The organism is Terrabacter sp. Root85, assembly GCF_001429185.1.
In the GTDB taxonomy this organism is placed as follows: Bacteria; Actinomycetota; Actinomycetes; order Actinomycetales; family Dermatophilaceae; genus Terrabacter.
Map to the genome: position 1 here is coordinate 237,777 of NZ_LMIW01000013.1, position 12,992 is coordinate 250,768.

Genomic DNA, 12,992 nt, shown 5'->3' on the forward strand with positions numbered 1-12,992 from the left:
GCGAGTGACCCTATGCCAGCGGGCTCGTCGACGGTCGCCGAGCCGGCCGATCGTTGCCGTCCCGATAGGTCCGGGCGGCAGACGACCGACGGGTCGCTCGGTGGGTCAGCCCTGGGCGGGCTTCTTCTCGACGGGGACGAGCTCGGCGTCACGCACCTCGACGACCTCGCCCTCGGCATACGCCAGCTCGCTGATGCGGCCGCTGGCCCGCAGGTCGGACTCGGCCGCCCGCACGTGGGCGACCGAGGCGGCGGGGGCGACGAGGGTCATGGTGCGCACCTCGGCGCGCATGCCGACCTTGGCCTCCGACTTGACCTTGCGCACGCCCGCCAGCGCCGACCCCACCGATGCGAGGAGCGCGGGCTCGCCACCGGAGGGCAGCTCGTCACGGGTCGGCCAGGACTGGCGGTGGACGGAGCCCTCGCCGAACCACGACCAGACCTCGGCCGTGGCGTAGGGGAGGAACGGTGCGAGCAGGCGCAGCAGCGTCTCGAGGGCGAGGCGCAGCGCGGCACGGGCGCTCGCGGCGGCCTCGTCGCCCTGACCGCCGTAGGCGCGGTCCTTGACGAGCTCGAGGTAGTCGTCGCAGAACGTCCAGAAGAAGGTCTCCGTGGCCTCGAGCGAGCGGGTGTAGTCCCAGCCCTCGAAACCCTGGGTCGCCTTGTCGACGACGTCGGCGAGGGCCGCGAGCATCGAGAGGTCGAGGGGGTGGGTCACGGCGGCACGAAGGTCGCCGTCGACGTCACCGAAGCCGAGGGCGAACTTGCTCGCGTTGAGCACCTTGATGGCGAGCCGGCGCCCGACCTTCATCTGGCCGGTGTCGTAGGCGGCGTCGGTGCCGAGGCGACCCGAGGCCGCCCAGTAGCGCACCGCGTCGGCGCCGTTGGCCTTGACGACGTCCTCGGGCGTCTCGGCGTTGCCCTTGGACTTGCTCATCTTCTTGCGGTCGGGGTCGAGTATCCAGCCGCTGATCGCGGCGTGCCTCCACGGCGCCACGCCGTGCTCGAAGTACGAGCGCGTCACCGTGGCGAAGAGCCAGGTGCGGATGATGTCGTGCCCCTGGGGACGCAGGTCGTAGGGGAAGATGCTCGCGAAGAGCGCCTCGTCCGACCCGAGCCGGTCGCCGTCGGCGGCGCCCTCGCGGACCGGCCAGCCGGCGGCGATCTGCGGCGTCAGCGACGACGTCGCCCACGTGTCCATGATGTCGGGGTCGGCGACGAAGCCACCCGCTTGGCCGCGCTGGGACTCCTCGTAGCCCTCGGGCACGTCGATCTGCGGGTCGACGGGAAGCGCCGAGGCGGGCGGTGTCAGCGGGTGGTCGTGGTCGACCTCACCCGCGACGTCGACGGGGTACCAGACCGGGAACGGCACGCCGAAGAAGCGCTGGCGCGAGATGAGCCAGTCGCCGTTGAGGCCCTCGACCCAGTTCTTGTAGCGCGAGCGCATGAAGGCGGGGTGGAAGTCGACCTCGTCACCCATGCCGACGAGCTTGGAGCGCAGCGCCTCCTCGCGGCCGCCGTTGCGGATGTACCACTGGCGCGAGGTGACGATCTCGAGCGGCTTGTCGCCCTTCTCGTAGAAGTTCGCCTTGCGCTGGGTCTTCTGCGGCTCGCCGTCGAGGTCGCCGGACTCGCGCAGCGCGGCCACGATGGCCTCGCGGGCGCTGAACGTCGTCTTCGTCGCGAGCGACTCGGCGTAGAGGGCCTCGCCCGGGCCGCCGGCGAGCCACTCGGGCGTCTCGGCCTGGAGGCGGCCGTTGCGGGTGATGAGCGACCGGATCGGCAGCTGCAGCTCGCGCCACCACATGACGTCGGTGAGGTCGCCGAAGGTGCAGCACATGGCGATGCCGGCGCCCTTGTCCATCTCGGCGGCGCGGTGCGCGACCACCGGCACCTCGACGCCGAAGAGCGGCGAGGTGACCGTCGTGCCGAAGAGCGACTGGTAGCGCTCGTCGTCGGGGTGCGCGATGAGGGCCACGACCGACGGAATGAGCTCGGGTCGGGTCGTCTCGATGAAGACCGGCTCGCCGCCGTCCCGGTGGAAGGCGACCCGGTGGTACGCGCCGGGGTAGTCGCGCGCCTCGAGCTCGGCCTGCGCCACGGCGGTCTGGAACGTCACGTCCCAGAGGCCCGGGGCCTCGCTCTGGTAGGCCTCGCCGCGCTCGAGGTTGTGCAGGAAGGCCTGCTGCGCCACGGCGCGCGAGCGCTCGTCGATGGTGCGGTAGGAGATGTCCCAGTCGAGGCTGAAGCCGAGGCGACGGAAGAGCGACTCGAAGGTCACCTCGTCCTTGACGGTGAGGACGTCACACAGCTCGATGAAGTTCTTGCGGCTGATCGGGTGCTGGTCGGCGGCCTTGATGGCCTTGCCCTTGGCGTCGACGCCCTCCTCGAAGGGCGGCATGAAGCCCTCCTCGTAGGGCAGGCTCGCGTCGCCGCGCACGCCGTAGTAGTTCTGCACCCGGCGCTCGGTCGGCAGGCCGTTGTCGTCCCAGCCGATGGGGTAGAAGACCTCGAGGCCCTGCATCCGCTTGTAGCGGGCCATGCAGTCGGTGTGGGTGTAGCTGAAGACGTGGCCGACGTGCAGGCTGCCGCTCGCCGTGGGCGGCGGGGTGTCGATGGCGAAGACCTGGTCGCGGGGGAGCGCGAGGGCCTTCTCGCGGTCGAAGGCGTAGGTGCCCTCGTCGGCCCATACCTGCATCCACTTCTCCTCGAGCCCGTCGAGCGTGGGTCGCTCGGGGATCCGCGAGGTCGTGGGTGCAGGTGTGTCAGTCATGCGCCCAATCCTTCCATGCGCGCCGGGGTGCCCTCGACCGGCTTTCCCCCGGCCGACCGGCACGGTCGGACCACGCGCGTATGCCGTCCGGCGCGGTCCGCGCGCCACCGCAGCGGGTCGGCACGTCTCGAGCCGCGACCGGCGTGGCGTGCGTCACGGCCGCGCTCGCGATCACGGTCATCCCGTGTTCGTCGGCAGGGGCGATCGGCCCATCGGCGTGCCGAAGCGGAGCGGCGCAGGGCAGAGTGTCCCCATGGAGCCCGTCTACTCGTCCGTCATCGGTTTCGCCCGCGGGGTGTTCGCGATGCAGGGGCTGAAGTTCACCGTCCTCGGCGACGACAACGTCCCGCGCACCGGGGGAGCGGTGATGACGATCAACCACACCGGCTACATGGATTTCGCCTACGCCGGGCTCGCCGCCCAGAAGTCCGACCGCCTCGTGCGGTTCATGGCCAAGGACGGTGTCTTCTCGCACGCCGTCAGCGGTCCGCTGATGCGCGGCATGAAGCACATCCCGGTCGACCGGACCGCGGGGGCGGCGTCGTACGCCACCGCCGTCGACGCGCTCCGATCCGGAGAGATCGTCGGCGTCTTCCCGGAGGCGACGATCTCGCGCTCGTTCGAGCTCAAGGAGTTCAAGACCGGTGCGGCCCGGATGGCGGTCGAGGCCGGTGTCCCGATCCTGCCCGTCGTGATCTGGGGCTCGCAGCGGGTCTGGACCAAGGGCCACCCGAAGCGGCTCGGCCGCACCAACGTCCCGATCCTCATCAACGTCGGGGAGCCGATCGCCGTCGCGCCCGACGCCGACCCCGTGGCCGTCACCGAGCAGTACAAGGCCGTCATGGCCGACCTGCTCGCGGTCGCCCGGGCGGCCTACGAGCCCCTGACGGGCCCCGACCTCAAGTTCCTCCCCGCGAGCATGGGCGGCACCGCGCCGACGCTCGCCGAGGCGACCCGCCTCGACGAGGCCGACACGCTGGAGCGGCAGCGACGCGCCGACGAGCAGCGGGGGTTCCCGACCGAGTGAGCCGGTCCGGGGTGAGGACGTTCGGGGCGACGACCCGACGCCGGTAGCCTTCCGGCATGGCTCGTCAGGCACGTCAGCGCGTCCCCGAGGGTCCGGCTCCGGACCCCGCGGTCCAGAAGCTCCGGATCCGCTACACGAAGCGGGGGCGGCTGCGGTTCACCTCGAGCCGCGACTTCCAGCGCGCGCTCGAGCGCGCGCTGCGCCGGGCGGACGTGCCGATGGCGTTCTCGGCCGGCTTCCACCCGCACCCGAAGATCAGCTACGCCAACGCCGCGGCCACCGGCACCGGCAGCGAGGCGGAGTACTTCGAGATCTCGGTGACCCAGCGCGTCGAGCCCGAGTCGGTCCGCGCCGCGCTCGACGAGGCCCTGCCCGAGGGGATCGACATCCTCCAGGTCGTCGAGGCCACCCCCGGGGCGCTCGCCGACCGTCTCGAGGCGAGCGACTGGCTGCTCGAGTTCGCCGGGGTGCCGCTCGAGGTCCTCGAGGCTGCCGTCGAGGCTCTCATGGAGCGCGACACGGCCGAGGTGACCCGGCTGACGAAGTCCGGTCCGCGCACCTTCGACGTGCGCGGCGCGATCGTGGCCGCACGCGTCCTGAGCCCGGGCGACGCGCTCGGCGACACGGTCACGACTCACGAAGTCGGGACCGACTGTGCGATACTGCGCATGGTCGTACGGCACACCACACCGGCTGTACGCCCCGACGACATTCTGACCGCGCTGCGTGAGATCGCCGACCTGCAGCCTCCGCGCCCCCCACTGGTGACGCGACTGGCGCAGGGACCGCTCGACACCGCAAACGTGCGGGTGACCGACCCGCTGGAATGACCTGCCAGGTCATGACGACGAAATGGTTGCCGACCAGGACGCCGACGGCATTCGATCACGGGGCCGCGCCCAGCGCGAACCGTTTTCGGGTGTAGCGAGACGACTTCCGTCCCGTCGCAGACGCGGCGCGACGACTGCAACCGCACTCGTGCGGTGTCGACGGCCCCGGCCGCGTGTGGGTCACACCGCACCTGACGGGAGGCTGCCTGATGGCACCCAACGACACCACCACCGGCGACGAAGCCACGCTGTTCCCCTCCGAGCAGGGCAACGAGCAGAGCACGGACGCGCCGGCGCCGCGTCGCCGCGCCACGCGTCGCACCACGAAGAAGGCCACGACGATCGTGCCCTCCGCCGAGGCTCCGGCCGAAGCTCCGGCCGACCCGACCGCTGAGGCCTCCACCGACGAGCCCGCGGTCGCCGCAGCACCCGAGGGAGTCTCCGTCGGCGACGCCCCGGCTGAGGCCGTCCCTGAGACCAAGCGTCCGGCCCGCAAGCGCGCGACGCGCAAGAAGGCGACGGTCGCCGCGCCGGTCGAGCCGGCCCCCGACACCGACGGGCCGAGCCCGGTCGCCGAGGTCTCCGAGGTCTCCGAGGAGTCCGCCGAGGCCGCGCCGGCCGAGAAGGCCCCCAGGGCCGAGAGGGCACCGCGAGCCGCCCGGGCCACGAAGCGTGGATCGCGCACCAAGGCCGACCGGGCCAACGCTGCCGTCGAGGAGCTCGTCGCCGGCGCGCTCTCGGGTGACGACGCGACCACGGAGAGCCCCGCAGACGCGAGCACGGCGACCTCCACGGCCGCCGACCCCGGGGCGATCGACCTCTCCGACCTCATCGACGTCGACGCCCTCGACGAGTCCGAGGACCTCGACGACGCTGCCTCCGGCGTTGACGCCGACGACGACCGCCAGGGAGCCGTCGTCCCCAGCTTCAGCGTGCTCTTCCAGGCCCCGGACGCGAGCCAGGCCGTGCCGACGCGTCGACGCCGTGGCACGCCCCCGCCCGAGGCGGAGGAGCCGACCCCCGACGTCGAGGACGACGAGCCCACCGTCGCCGACGAGGACCAGACCGACGTCGACGAGCAGACCGACGAGCAGACCGACGAGGAGAGCAGCCCGCGTCGCTCGCGCCGCCGCCGCGGCGGCAAGGGGCGCCGGGGCCGCGCCGCCGACGACGACGACGCGCAGGACCAGCAGTCCGAGACCGACGAGCGCGACTCCCGCGACTCCCGGCGCTCGGCCGACGCTCGCGGCGAGTCCGCCGAGGGCGCGGACGACGCCGAGTCCGACGCCGACGCCGACTCCGAGGGCGACTCCGACGACGAGGGCGGCTCGAGCCGTCGTCGCCGTCGCCGCCGCCGTGCCGGCTCCGCCCCGGAGTCCGGTGACGACACCCCCAACGTCTCGACCCGCGTGCGCCAGCCGCGCAGCCAGAGCGACGAGCCGGTCGCCGTCAAGGGCTCGACCCGTCTCGAGGCCAAGAAGCAGCGCCGTCGCGAAGGGCGCGAGGCCGGGCGCCGCCGCACGATCATCACCGAGGCCGAGTTCCTCGCCCGCCGTGAGGCCGTCGACCGGGTCATGGTCGTGCGCAACAAGGAGGGGCGCACCCAGATGGGCGTGCTCGAGGACGGCGTCCTCGTCGAGCACTACATCGACCAGGCCACGAACGTCTCGATGGCCGGCAACATCTACCTCGGCCGCGTGCAGAACGTCCTGCCCTCGATGGAGGCCGCCTTCGTCGACATCGGCAAGGGCCGCAACGCCGTGCTCTACGCCGGTGAGGTCAACTGGGACGCCGCCGGCCTCGAGGCCAACCAGCCCAAGCGCATCGAGAACGCCCTCGGCTCGGGCCAGACGGTGCTCGTCCAGGTCACCAAGGACCCGATCGGCCACAAGGGCGCCCGCCTCACCTCGCAGATCTCGCTGCCGGGTCGCTACCTCGTCTACGTCCCCAACAGCTCGATGACCGGGATCAGCCGCAAGCTGCCGGACACCGAACGCGCGCGCCTCAAGAAGATCCTGCGCGACGTCGTGCCGGACTCGGCCGGCGTCATCGTGCGCACCGCGGCCGAGGGGGCCAGCGAGGAGGAGCTGCGTGCCGACGTCGAGCGACTGACGCGCACGTGGGAGGACATCCAGGCCAAGGCCGAGGCTGCGTCCACCCCCCGCGCCGGCAAGAGCAAGGGCAAGAAGAAGAACGGTGCGGCCGGGTCGGTCACCGGCGGACAGGCCCCGATGCTCCTGCACGGTGAGCCCGACCTCACGGTCCGGGTCATCCGCGACGTCTTCAACGAGGACTTCAAGCAGCTGGTCGTGGCCGGCGACCAGGCGTGGAACGAGATCCACCCGTACATCTCCTCCGTCGCGCCCGACCTCGCCGACCGCGTCACGAAGTGGACCGCCGAGGAGGATCTCTTCACGCACCACCGGGTCGACGAGCAGCTCTCCAAGGCGATGGACCGCAAGGTCTGGCTGCCGAGCGGCGGCTCCCTCGTCATCGACCGCACCGAGGCGATGACGGTCGTCGACGTCAACACCGGCAAGTTCGTCGGCTCGGGCGGCAACCTCGAGGAGACGGTCACCAAGAACAACATCGAGGCGGCCGAGGAGATCGTGCGCCAGCTCCGGCTGCGCGACATCGGCGGCATCATCGTCATCGACTTCATCGACATGGTCCTCGAGAGCAACCGCGACCTCGTCGTGCGTCGCCTGCTCGAGTGCCTCGGTCGGGACCGCACCAAGCACCAGGTCGCCGAGGTCACCTCGCTCGGCCTTGTCCAGATGACCCGCAAGCGCGTCGGGTCGGGCCTCATCGAGGTCTTCTCCGAGACGTGCGACCACTGCAACGGCCGCGGCTTCATCATCCACACCGACCCCGTCGACAAGGGCGCCCACGCGCACGAGCAGAGCCAGGGCGACAACGGCGGAGGTGGTGGCACCAGCCGTCGTCGTGGCCGCGGCCAGGGCGCCGGCCAGGCCTCGAGCCAGGGCGGCGCCCAGGGCAACGGCGGGCAGCAGGCGAGCCAGCAGTCGCAGCAGGCACCGCAGGCGGAGTCCAAGAGCAACGGCCCCACGGCCGCCCAGATCGCGGCAGCGGCCCACGCGGCCGCGCTCAAGAGCGCCTCCGGCCAGCCCGCGGGGGAGGCGGCCGCCGAGGCCGTCGCCGAGATGAGCGCCGAGGTCCACGGCGGGAAGGCCTTCCCCGAGGACGACGGCCCGTGGTCGGGAGACGACGCTCACGACGTCGACCCCGCCGACGAGCAGGCGACCCAGGGTGGCACGCACGTCGAGCTCGAGTCCGACGTCGCCGACACCACGACCGGCACCACGACCGTCTCCGACCACACCACGGACGACTCGGCGCCCGAGGCGCCCGAGGCGCCCGAGGCGCCCGAGGCGGCTGCCGCGGCGGCGCCCGCGACCCGAGGACGCCGTCGTCGGGGCCGCGTGGTCGCCCCGGCCGGCCCGCCGCGGGCGAGCAACGAGTCCGGCGGCGAGTCGGGCAGCACCGGCGGGGCCTGACCTCGGTTTGGAGGTGGGACCTCCCAGCCGGTAATCTTTTCCCTTGGTGCGCCCACCGGGCCCGTGTTGACGGGCCGGTGCCGAAAGCGGCGATACCAACCCTTGATGAGAGAGTGAGTTTCACTGTGTACGCGATTGTTCGCGCTGGCGGTCGCCAGGAGAAGGTGTCGGTGGGCGATGTCCTGCTCGTCGACAAGGTGACGGGTCAGCCCGGCGATGCCATCGAGCTCACGCCGCTGCTCCTCGTGGACGGGACCACGGTCACGTCCGACGCCGACAAGCTGTCCAAGGTGTCGGTGAAGGCCGAGGTCGTCAAGGCCGCCAAGGGCCCCAAGATCGTCATCATGAAGTACAAGAACAAGACCGGCTACCGCAAGCGTCAGGGCCACCGTCAGCCGCTGACCCAGGTCAAGATCACCGCCATCAACGCGTGATCCACCCGGAACCCAGAGACTCACGAGAGAAGGACTGACATGGCACACAAGAAGGGTGCGTCCTCGACCCGCAACGGTCGCGACTCGAACGCACAGTTCCTCGGCGTCAAGCGTTTCGGTGGCCAGAAGGTCAACGCGGGCGAGATCCTCGTCCGTCAGCGCGGCACGCACTTCCACCCGGGTGAGGGAGTCGGTCGCGGTGGCGACGACACGCTCTTCGCCCTCGTCGCCGGCGCCGTGAAGTTCGGCTCCAAGCGCGGCCGCAAGACGGTCAACATCGAGCAGCCGGAGACGGCCGCTGCTGAGTGATCACCTGATCACCCACTGAGTGTGTACCGGAAGGGCGGGCCCGCGTGGCCCGCCCTTCCGCCTTTCCCGGGCACGCGGCACTCGCTCCGGAATGATGTGGCAGTCACTCGCAAGCTCGCGAGTGCCACCTCCCCGGCACCACCTGCGTATGCCGTCCGCCCACCCTGATCTGGAAGAGTGACCCCCATGGCTGTGACCTTCGTCGACCGCGTCGTGCTGCACCTCAGCGCCGGCGCCGGGGGGCACGGCGTCGCCTCCGTCAAGCGCGAGAAGTTCAAGCCGCTGGGCGGTCCTGACGGCGGCAACGGCGGGCACGGCGGCTCCGTGATCCTGCGCGTCGACCCCCAGGCGACGACCCTGCTCGACTACCACCGCCACCCGCACCGCAAGGCGGTCAACGGCCTGCCCGGTGCCGGCGACGAGAAGAACGGCGCCGACGGCGACGACCTCGTGCTGTCGGTTCCGGAAGGCACGGTCGTCAAGGACGGCGAGGGGCGCATCGTCATGGACCTCGTCGGCATGGGCACCGAGCACGTCATCGCCCGTGGCGGCCGCGGCGGTCTCGGCAACAAGGCGCTGTCGTCGGCCCGCCGCAGGGCGCCCGGCTTCGCGCTCCTCGGCGAGCCCGGTGAGGAGGTCGACGTCGTGCTCGAGCTCAAGACCCTCGCCGACGTCGCGCTCATCGGCTTCCCGAGCGCCGGCAAGTCCTCGCTCGTCTCGGTGCTGTCGGCCGCCAAGCCGAAGATCGCCGACTACCCCTTCACGACGCTCGTGCCCAACCTCGGCGTCGTCACCGCTGGCTCGGCCCGATTCACCGTCGCCGACGTCCCGGGCCTCATCCCCGGCGCGCACGAGGGCAAGGGCCTGGGCCTCGAGTTCCTGCGCCACGTCGAGCGCTGCTCGGTCCTCGTCCACGTCATCGACTGCGCGACCCTCGAGCCCGGCCGTGACCCGATGAGCGACCTCGACGTCATCGAGAACGAGCTGTCGCTCTACGTGCCCGACGCCGACCTCGGCGGCAAGCCGCTCGCCGACCGCACCCGGATCGTCGTGCTCAACAAGGCCGACGTGCCCGAGGCCCGCGAGCTGGCCGAGATGGTCAAGCCGGACCTCGAGGCGCGCGGCATCGAGGTCTTCATCGTCTCCGCGGTGGCCCACCAGGGCCTGCGCGAGCTGAGCTTCGCGATGGCCCGCCACGTCGATGCCGCCCGCGCCGAGATCGAGGCCGAGGCCGCCGTGCCGAAGCGCGTCGTGCTGCGCCCCAAGTCCGTCGACGACAAGGGCTTCAGCATCGTCAAGGAGAACGGTCCGGACGGGCCGATCTTCCGGGTCGCCGGCGAGCGCCCCTATCGCTGGGTGCGCCAGACCGACTTCTCCAACGACGAGGCCGTCGGCTACCTCGCCGACCGGCTCGGCCGTCTCGGTGTCGAGGAGGAGCTCTACAAGGTCGGCGCCGTGGCCGGCGACACCGTCGTCATCGGTACCGCTGAGGACGCCGTCGTCTTCGACTGGGAGCCGACCCTGCAGGCCGGCGCCGAGCTGCTCGGCACCCGTGGCACCGACCTGCGGCTCGCGGAGTCCTCGCGGCCCACCCGTGACGAGAAGCGCGAGGCCCAGAAGGACCGCTACGCCGCCCGCGCGGCCACGCAGGAGGAGCTCGAGGCCGAGCGTCGCTCGGGCCTCTGGCACGTCGCCGCCGACGAGGGCGACGACGCCTGAGTCCACTCTCGCCCCGTCGCGGGGTGTCTTCCGCCGGGCGGTCGGGGTCGGTCCCGCGGGTCGCGAGGACGGCGCCCCCGGCGCGGGGTGACCGCCTACAGTGTCGGCATGAGCTCGTGGGGCGCGTTGCTGCGTCGCGGTCACCTCGGCACCGAGGCCGACCGGGCGACGTACCGCACCCTGCACACGGCTCTGCTGGCCTCGCCCCCGCTGCGGATGGGCCTGACGCCGGCGGCCGCCGAGCGCTCGCTCAAGCACCTCCGGTCGCTCCTCGGAGCACCGGCGGTCGCCATGACCGACACGAGCGCGTTGCTCGCATGGGAGGGCGGTCGCTCGCACCACGCCCACCAGCCCGTCGTCATCTCCACGGGGACGCTCGGCCACGGCCGGACGACCGTCGTCGACGGTGCGGACGTCGCGTGCGCCGAGCCCTCGTGCATCGTGCGCCAGGCGATCGTCGCGCCCCTCGACGTCGACGAGAAGGTCGTCGGGACGCTGCAGGTCTTCACCGGCCGTGCCTCGGCGGGTCTCGTCCGGGCCACGAACGAGGTGGCGCGCTGGGTCTCCGGACAGCTCGAGCTGGCCGAGCTCGACGCCTCGCGGACCCGGCTCATGGAGGCCGAGGTGCGCGCCCTCCGGGCGCAGATCAGCCCGCACTTCATCTACAACTCGCTGACCGCGATCGCGTCGTTCACGCGCACCGACCCCGAGCGGGCCCGGGAGCTGCTCGTCGACCTCGCCGAGTTCACCCGCTACTCCTTCCGGCGGCACGGCGAGTTCACGACCCTGGCAGAGGAGCTGCGGTCCATCGAGGCCTACCTCGTCATCGAGAAGGCCCGTTTCGGTGACCGGCTCACCGTGACGGTCCGCGTCGCGCCCGAGGTGCTCCCCGTCGTCGTGCCGTTCCTCTGTCTCCAGCCACTCGTCGAGAACGCCGTGCAGCACGGCATCGAGGGCCGGGCAGGCAGCGGTGAGATCAGCATCCTCGCGCAGGACGCCGACCACGAGTGCGTCGTGACGATCGAGGACAACGGCGTCGGCGAGGACCCAGAGCGGGTGCGCCGGGTCCTCGCGGGCGACCCGGGCAGCGACTCCGTGGGCCTCGCCAACGTCGACGAGCGCCTGCGCACCGCCTTCGGCGACGACTACGGTCTCGTCGTCGAGACGGCGCCCGGCGCCGGCACCAAGGTCGTCGTCCGGCTGCCGAAGTTTCGTCCGGGGGTGCACGTGTGACCACGACCCCGGACACCGAGCTCGCGCCCCTGCTGCGGGTGCTGGCCGTCGACGACGAGGCACCCGCCCTCGACGAGCTCACGTGGATGCTCGGCCGCCACGAGTGCGTGCGCCAAGTCGTGCCGGCCGGGTCGGGGGAGGCGGCGCTGCGCGTGCTCCACGAAGGGCAGGTCGACGCGATCTTCATGGACGTGCAGATGCCGGGCCTCAACGGCCTCGACCTCGCGCGGGTGCTGTCGCGCTTCACGACCCAGCCCCCGATCGTCTTCGTCACCGCCCACGAGCAGCATGCGGTCGACGCGTTCGAGCTCAACGTCGTCGACTACGTCCTCAAGCCGGTGCGCGACGAGAGGCTCGACCAGGCGGTGCGCCGCGTCGTCCGGCAGATCCACGGGCGTGAGACGTCCGCGGCGACGGGCGACGAGACCATCGTCGTCGAGCTGGCCGGGGTGAGCCGGCTCGTGGCGCGTTCCGACGTCCTCTACGTCGAGGCGCAGGGCGACTACGCCCGCCTGCACACGGCGAGCGAGAGCCACCTCGTCCGGGTGCCGCTCACCACCCTCGCCGACCAGTGGCGCGAGGCGGGGTTCGTCCGCATCCACCGGTCCTCGCTCGTCGCGCTCGGCCACATCACCGAGTGGCGCACCGAGGGCGGGCGCACGACCGTCGTCGTCGGTGGCCACGAGCTCGTCGTGAGCCGGCGCCACACGCGTGCGCTGCGCGACCTGCTCGTGCGACGTGCCCAGCCGCTCGGGCGCGGTGGGTCATGACGCCCGAGGCCCCCCGAGCGCGGGTCCGCGTCACGAGCCCCCGCACGTCGGCCGCGCGCACCCGCAACGTCTCGATCGCATCCGAGATCGACGAGCAGACCCGGCTCGGCGAGGTCTACATCACCTCGCTCATGCGCAGCCAGCTCCGCCTCGCCCTCGGCGTCCTGCTCGTGCTCGCCTTGACGCTCGGGTTGCTGCCCCTGCTCTTCACGGCCGTCCCCGGCCTTGCCGGGATCGACCTGCTCGGGGTGCCGCTGCCGTGGATCCTGCTCACGGTCGTCGCGTTCGCCGAGATCATCGGCCTCGGCGCGTTCTACGTGCGGCGGTCCGAGCGCAACGAGGCCACGTTCAGCGACCTGCTCGACGGCCGGTGACCCGGG

At 71.9% G+C, this 12,992-nt stretch carries 10 protein-coding genes; 9 read left to right on the forward strand and 1 reads right to left on the reverse strand.

Features of this window, described 5'->3' with window-relative positions; all coding sequences use genetic code 11:
- Nucleotides 1-105: 105 nt before the first annotated feature.
- Nucleotides 106-2,772: a valine--tRNA ligase gene (valS, locus tag ASE25_RS20320; RefSeq protein WP_056827182.1), complete on the reverse strand. Its 2,667-nt coding sequence runs from the start codon at nucleotides 2,770-2,772 to the stop codon at nucleotides 106-108.
- A 253-nt stretch (nucleotides 2,773-3,025) separates the two neighbouring features.
- Here valS and ASE25_RS20325 point away from each other — a divergent pair, with 253 nt between their 5' ends.
- The 9 genes from ASE25_RS20325 to ASE25_RS20365 all read left to right on the forward strand — a co-directional run bounded on the left by ASE25_RS20325 (nucleotide 3,026) and on the right by ASE25_RS20365 (nucleotide 12,986).
- Nucleotides 3,026-3,799, forward strand: a complete 774-nt coding sequence (locus tag ASE25_RS20325) for a 1-acyl-sn-glycerol-3-phosphate acyltransferase (protein WP_056827183.1) — start codon at nucleotides 3,026-3,028, stop codon at nucleotides 3,797-3,799.
- Nucleotides 3,800-3,855: 56 nt separating this feature from the next.
- The gene (locus tag ASE25_RS20330) at nucleotides 3,856-4,629 is read left to right on the forward strand and encodes a TIGR03936 family radical SAM-associated protein (protein WP_056775975.1); all 774 of its coding nucleotides are present in this window, start codon (nucleotides 3,856-3,858) and stop codon (nucleotides 4,627-4,629) included.
- Nucleotides 4,630-4,838: 209 nt separating this feature from the next.
- Nucleotides 4,839-8,147, forward strand: a complete 3,309-nt coding sequence (locus ASE25_RS20335) for an Rne/Rng family ribonuclease (protein WP_056827184.1) — start codon at nucleotides 4,839-4,841, stop codon at nucleotides 8,145-8,147.
- A gap of 125 nt (nucleotides 8,148-8,272) precedes the next feature.
- The gene (gene rplU, locus ASE25_RS20340) at nucleotides 8,273-8,581 is read left to right on the forward strand and encodes a 50S ribosomal protein L21 (RefSeq protein ID WP_028785644.1); all 309 of its coding nucleotides are present in this window, start codon (nucleotides 8,273-8,275) and stop codon (nucleotides 8,579-8,581) included.
- 39 nt (nucleotides 8,582-8,620) lie between these two features.
- Nucleotides 8,621-8,890: a 50S ribosomal protein L27 gene (rpmA, locus tag ASE25_RS20345; protein WP_056775979.1), complete on the forward strand. Its 270-nt coding sequence runs from the start codon at nucleotides 8,621-8,623 to the stop codon at nucleotides 8,888-8,890.
- A 186-nt stretch (nucleotides 8,891-9,076) separates the two neighbouring features.
- Nucleotides 9,077-10,609, forward strand: a complete 1,533-nt coding sequence (gene obgE / locus ASE25_RS20350) for a GTPase ObgE (protein WP_056775981.1) — start codon at nucleotides 9,077-9,079, stop codon at nucleotides 10,607-10,609.
- Nucleotides 10,610-10,717: 108 nt separating this feature from the next.
- Nucleotides 10,718-11,842, forward strand: coding sequence for a sensor histidine kinase (locus tag ASE25_RS20355; protein ID WP_056777628.1), 1,125 nt, complete (start codon nucleotides 10,718-10,720; stop codon nucleotides 11,840-11,842).
- Nucleotides 11,839-12,612, forward strand: a complete 774-nt coding sequence (locus tag ASE25_RS20360; protein WP_056827185.1) for a LytTR family DNA-binding domain-containing protein — start codon at nucleotides 11,839-11,841, stop codon at nucleotides 12,610-12,612. The genes ASE25_RS20355 and ASE25_RS20360 overlap by 4 nt, the downstream gene beginning before the upstream one ends.
- Nucleotides 12,609-12,986, forward strand: a complete 378-nt coding sequence (locus ASE25_RS20365; protein WP_056827186.1) for a hypothetical protein — start codon at nucleotides 12,609-12,611, stop codon at nucleotides 12,984-12,986. Before ASE25_RS20360 ends, ASE25_RS20365 begins: the two co-directional genes overlap by 4 nt.
- Nucleotides 12,987-12,992: the final 6 nt, after the last annotated feature.